This is a genomic window from Kamptonema animale CS-326 (assembly GCF_028330895.1).
Lineage (GTDB): Bacteria > Cyanobacteriota > Cyanobacteriia > Cyanobacteriales > Microcoleaceae > Kamptonema > Kamptonema formosum.
Genome location: NZ_JAQMUA010000251.1, coordinates 1 through 4,892, shown reverse-complemented (window position 1 = coordinate 4,892; position 4,892 = coordinate 1). Strand labels below are relative to the sequence as shown.

Genomic DNA, 4,892 nt, shown 5'->3' with positions numbered 1-4,892 from the left:
CCTGTAGGTAATAATCAGCAACCTGGAGGTAATGGTAATCCACAGCAACCTGTAGGTAATAATCAGCAACCTGGAGGTAATGGTAATCCACAGCAACCGGGAGGTAATAATCAGCAACCTGGAGGTAATGGTAATCCACAACAACCTGGAGGTAATAATCAGCAACCCGGAGGTAATGCTAATCCACAGCAACCCGGAGGTAACAATCAGCAACCCGGAGGTAACAATCAGCAACCCGGAGGTAATGGTAATCCACAGCAACCCGGAGGTAACAATCAGCAGCCTTTACCCCCACGAGAACAATTAGCTAATTCCCCAATAAATCCACCTCCCTCGCCAAATCTTGCAGGCATAAATACGATTAGACCCGACAGTCCGGTTCTCAATAGTGGTGGACTTTACAATCAGCAAATATTAAATGTTGCTCCCGGAATAGATAGCGGCGATCCTGGAAAGCCAGCCAATCCCAACTCTGGATTAATGCCTCAACCTCAGAGTGGCAACAGCATCTCTGGGAATTTAGGCAACAGCTCAATATTGCGTGTCGAATCTAATCCCAATAGTTCCTCGCCACAAAATCCCTCACCTAACGGCCCTAAACCAGATGGCAACAATCCACCGCCGCCTGGTGGCCCCCCTAACGCCAGTCTAGCCGGATTCTCGCCAGCCGTAGAAGTAGCTAGAGCTAACCTCAGTCAAACTCTTGATGCTGGCAGAGTCGAGGTCGCCGTACCTCAAATCGAGGTGCTGACTCAACAGGAATATAAGGATTACTTGGGAGAAAGTCTTTCATTAGGAACGGCTGTAAATTCTGCTCAAAATATCAGAGAAATGCTCTCGAAAATCGAGAAACAAACTGGCAATCGGTCTGCAATTGTTTATGCGATCGCGCGCCCAGATCAGCTAGAACTTGTATTAATGACCGCCAGTGGTCACATCCTGCACCGAACCGTCCGCGAGGCCAATCGCGACGTGCTAATACAGACTGCAAACCAGTTCCGCGACGAAATTACCAATCCTGTCAAACGCCGCTCCACAAGCTATCTTTCACCCGCACAAAAGCTTTATAACTGGTTACTCAAGCCTTTAGAGGCGGAATTACAAGGGGAAAAAATAGAAACCCTTCTGTTTAGTCTGGATGCAGGACTGAGGACGCTACCAGTTGCCGCGCTCCACGACGGGAAACAATTTCTGGTAGAAAAATATAGCCTAGCGCTAATACCGAGCTTGAGCTTAACTAATACTAGCTACAAAAGCCTTTCTGGTGCCTCAGTTTTGGCAATGGGTGCATCAGTATTTTCTGACAAATCACCTTTACCCGCCGTACCTTTAGAACTACAAACGATCGCGGCTAAGTGGCCAGGGCAATTTTTCCTCAATGAAGCTTTCACTCTTAAAAACCTCAAATCTCTACGCTCTGCTACACCTTATCAAATTATCCACTTAGCTACGCACGGCGAATTCAAGCCGGGGGCTGCCGGCAACTCTTACATTCAGTTATGGGACGCTCAACTGCAACTGAATCAGCTTCGGCAGTTAGGCTGGAGTAACCCGCCAGTAGAGTTACTGGTGTTGAGCGCTTGCCGCACGGCAGTAGGAGATAATGGCGCAGAATTAGGATTTGCAGGTCTTGCCGTACAAGCTGGGGTGAAGTCTGCCTTAGCCAGTTTATGGTATGTTTCTGATGAGGGAACGCTGGGGTTGATGGCAGGATTTTACAGCCAATTACGCAATGCTGCGATTAAATCTGAAGCTTTGCGGCAATCACAAATTGCGATGCTTCGAGGAGAAATCAAGATAGAGTCTGGCCAACTACGAGGAGGTGGTGTAGCAAGTGGAGTAATGCTGCCGGCAGGGGGAAAAAATCAAGTTAGTACAACTTTATCCCATCCTTATTATTGGAGTGGTTTTACGATGATAGGTAGTCCTTGGTAATTGTTAGTGGTTAGTTGTTAGTTGTTAATTGTTAATTGTTAATTGTTAACTGTTAACTGTTAACTTCTTTCTTCCTTCTTCCTTCCTGATTAAATTTGCTCCAGATAGCTGAGTAGGTCTGCCATTTCTTGGGGACTTGGCTGAAACTGAGGCATGGGAGGGGTTTGTCCGCTGATTACTTGCTCGATCAGACGGCTCTCAGATTTGCGCTGGGAGACACCATGCAAGTTAGGGCCAATCTGACTGTTGAGATGCCATGCGTGACAACCGGCACAATTCATTTGAAAGATGGCTCTACCTTGAACGGGATCGCCATTCATGGACAAAACGGTTTTGATGTAGGGATCTGCGGCCTGAAAATGTCTTATGCCTAAAATCGCTATAAGACTTACCAGCGAAACCACTAGAGCAATCAAAGCGATCCGCTTGACCAGGTGTTGAATTTCATTGCTAGCGAGCTGGTTATCCAAAGGTTTCTAATTAAATAAGAATCTACAAGAAAGTTTAATTCACATAACATAGCTTAATGGTTCCTGGCAGGAAGGGCAAGGAATTAGTAATTAAAAATTAAAAATTAAAAATTAAAAATATAGCAAATGCTAATATATCCGTAACGCCGCTCTCTGGGCGGTAACGGAACCGCTCAGAGGGCGGCGTTACATAAGTTATAAAATTGTCCTAACAATTGTGGCGGTTGTTATTTTTTTACTCTGTCAAATAAGTTCACATTTCAATTAAGATTAAGATTGCTATAAATTGCGAAAAGTAAGAGATAAGGAGATATAACGTGGTAGAACCGCTGCTTTCAGGTATTGTCTTGGGTTTAATTGCCGTCACCTTGCTGGGGCTATTTTTCGCTGCCTATCAGCAATACAAGCGTGGCGATCAGTTAGGCATTAATAAATAGAGAAGCGATCGCCTATTTATGCGGGACGGTAGAAAGTCAAGGCTGTATTGCCATAGACTTTCTGCCTGCAAATTTCCAAAGGCGGTAATGGTTCTATTGTCTCTAGTTCGGGGCTGTGTTCTACTGCTATTTCGCCGTACTCGGCTAACATTTGTTGGGTAGCGATCGCTTCTAACACTGGTTGGTACAAGTCGCTGGCGTAGGGCGGATCGAAGTAAATTCGGTCAAACTGCTGTCCGGCTAGCTTATGCAGTTCTGCGATCGCATCTCCCCGAAGGATCTGGAATTGCTGGGAAGAGTCGGCTACTTGCTGCCAATTTTGGCGAATGATGGTGCAAGCTTTGGCGGACTTTTCGATCGCGATCGCTTCTTTCGCCCCCCGACACAGTGCTTCAGCACCCATTGACCCGCTACCTGCACACAAATCTAGCCATCGGCATCCGTCAATAGTGCCTTGCCAAATATTGAAAACGGCCTCTCGTACTCGCCCCAAAGTCGGGCGGGTGAGAAGTCCGGGTAGAGTTTTAAGTTGACGGTTGCCGTGAATTCTGAGAGTCATTTTATCAATTAAAGTTAACTGTTAACTGTTAACTGTTAACTGTCACCCTGACTTGGCTAACAAAGTTTGATAAAATTTGTAGGCCTGTAGCAGAAGACTTTTCTGGATGAAATTGTACGGCCATTAAATTGCCTTGGGCGATCGCGGCTGTCACAGTTTGAGTACCGTGAGTTGTACTTGCAGCACACACCCTCGAATCGACAGGATCGACATAGTAAGAATGGACGAAATAAACCCAATTATTCGCCGATAAACTTTGCCACAAGGGAATATCTGGCTGATTAAACTGTAGTTGGTTCCATCCCATGTGAGGAATTGTCAGCCCTGGTTCCGAATGAAACCTGCGTACAGTACCGGCGACAATTCCTAACCCTGGTTCTGTGCCTTCTTCGGAACTTTCAAACAATATTTGCAAACCCAGACAAATGCCTAAGAATGGTTTACCAGATGCGATCGCGGCTTTAATTGGTTCGACTAAGCCGCGCGATCGTAAATGCTGTACGGCGGGGTCAAACGAACCCACACCGGGCAAAACCACTGCATCTGCTCGATCGATTTCCTTCGGCGAATCAGTGACATGAGGCCTTGCACCCACTTTTTCCAAGCCTTTGCAGACTGAGTGCAAATTGCCCATATCGTAGTCTACTACTGCAATCACAGACATTGATTTGGCCTTATATTAGAAGCTTTCACTATCTTTACACAAAACCGACTCTGCGATCGCCGATTCTATGACTATAAACATTCTGCTCACCTCTTTTGACACTTGGCTGCCCCATCAGCCGTCTAATGCTTCGGACGATTTACTGGCAAAGGTTGCGGAAATAGAATCTTTGCCTTACGCCCTAACTTTTTTAAGAAAACTGCCCGTCGATCCAAAGTTCGGGCCGAAACAAGCGATCGCGAAAATCGACGAATTACAACCCGATTTGATTATTTGCTGTGGCATGGCGGAATCGCGTAAAAATTTAACTGTAGAATCTACTGCTATTTCCGACTACGAAATCCTGCAAACAACCTTCCCATTGTCAAGCCTAGTTAAAAATTTAACTATAACTGAGATTAGCGATGATGCAGGTAAATTTGTTTGCGAAGCTCTATATTATTCAGTGTTGAAACATATAAAAGAGAATAGCTTGCGAAGTCAATGTATCTTTATCCACGTCCCGATTTTGACAGAAGAAAATATTGAAATAATTCTTCAAGATTTTTTATTAATTATGGACTTTTGTAATGAACACAGCAAAATCAAACTTATTTCTTAGTCCGCGTAGGCGGACTTTGTTTGTGTAGTAATACCCAATAATTAAACGTAGGGTGGGCGCTCGCCGCAAAAAACCTGTAACTTATAGCTAAATCAATTAAAAATTAAAAGTTAAAAATTAAAAAGGAAATTAATTAAATTTTTAATTTTTAATTTTACATTTTTAATTCTTGAGAGAGGCGAGCGCCCACCTTACAATTTATAGCGTTTATTTATGTTCTTTATTG

At 44.5% G+C, this 4,892-nt stretch carries 6 protein-coding genes; 3 read left to right on the top strand and 3 right to left on the bottom strand.

Annotated elements, in window-relative coordinates; translation table 11 throughout:
• Nucleotides 1-1,935 (top strand): CHAT domain-containing protein (locus PN499_RS14880; RefSeq protein WP_272032769.1); only part of this gene is annotated, 1,935 nt, incomplete at its 5' end.
• 89 nt (nt 1,936-2,024) lie between these two features.
• Here the strand turns inward: PN499_RS14880 and PN499_RS14875 are convergent.
• Nucleotides 2,025-2,405 carry a c-type cytochrome gene (locus PN499_RS14875; RefSeq protein ID WP_272032768.1) on the bottom strand — a complete coding sequence of 127 codons (381 nt, stop codon included), beginning with the start codon at nt 2,403-2,405 and terminating at the stop codon, nt 2,025-2,027.
• Nucleotides 2,406-2,722: 317 nt separating this feature from the next.
• Here PN499_RS14875 and petG point away from each other — a divergent pair, with 317 nt between their 5' ends.
• Nucleotides 2,723-2,842 carry a cytochrome b6-f complex subunit V gene (gene petG, locus PN499_RS14870; protein WP_019486789.1) on the top strand — a complete coding sequence of 40 codons (120 nt, stop codon included), beginning with the start codon at nt 2,723-2,725 and terminating at the stop codon, nt 2,840-2,842.
• Between the two features lie 16 nt (nt 2,843-2,858).
• Here the strand turns inward: petG and rsmD are convergent, their stop codons facing one another.
• Together rsmD and hisH are read right to left on the bottom strand one after the other, a co-directional pair.
• Nucleotides 2,859-3,401: a 16S rRNA (guanine(966)-N(2))-methyltransferase RsmD gene (gene rsmD / locus PN499_RS14865; RefSeq protein WP_272032767.1), complete on the bottom strand. Its 543-nt coding sequence runs from the start codon at nt 3,399-3,401 to the stop codon at nt 2,859-2,861.
• Nucleotides 3,402-3,429: 28 nt separating this feature from the next.
• Entirely contained in the window at nt 3,430-4,065 is a 636-nt protein-coding gene (hisH, locus tag PN499_RS14860; protein WP_272032766.1) for an imidazole glycerol phosphate synthase subunit HisH, read from the bottom strand.
• A gap of 67 nt (nt 4,066-4,132) precedes the next feature.
• On the opposite strand from hisH, the gene PN499_RS14855 reads away from it, so the two are divergent.
• Complete coding sequence (locus PN499_RS14855) at nt 4,133-4,666, top strand: pyroglutamyl-peptidase I family protein (protein WP_272032765.1); 534 nt, start codon at nt 4,133-4,135, stop codon at nt 4,664-4,666.
• Nucleotides 4,667-4,892: the final 226 nt, after the last annotated feature.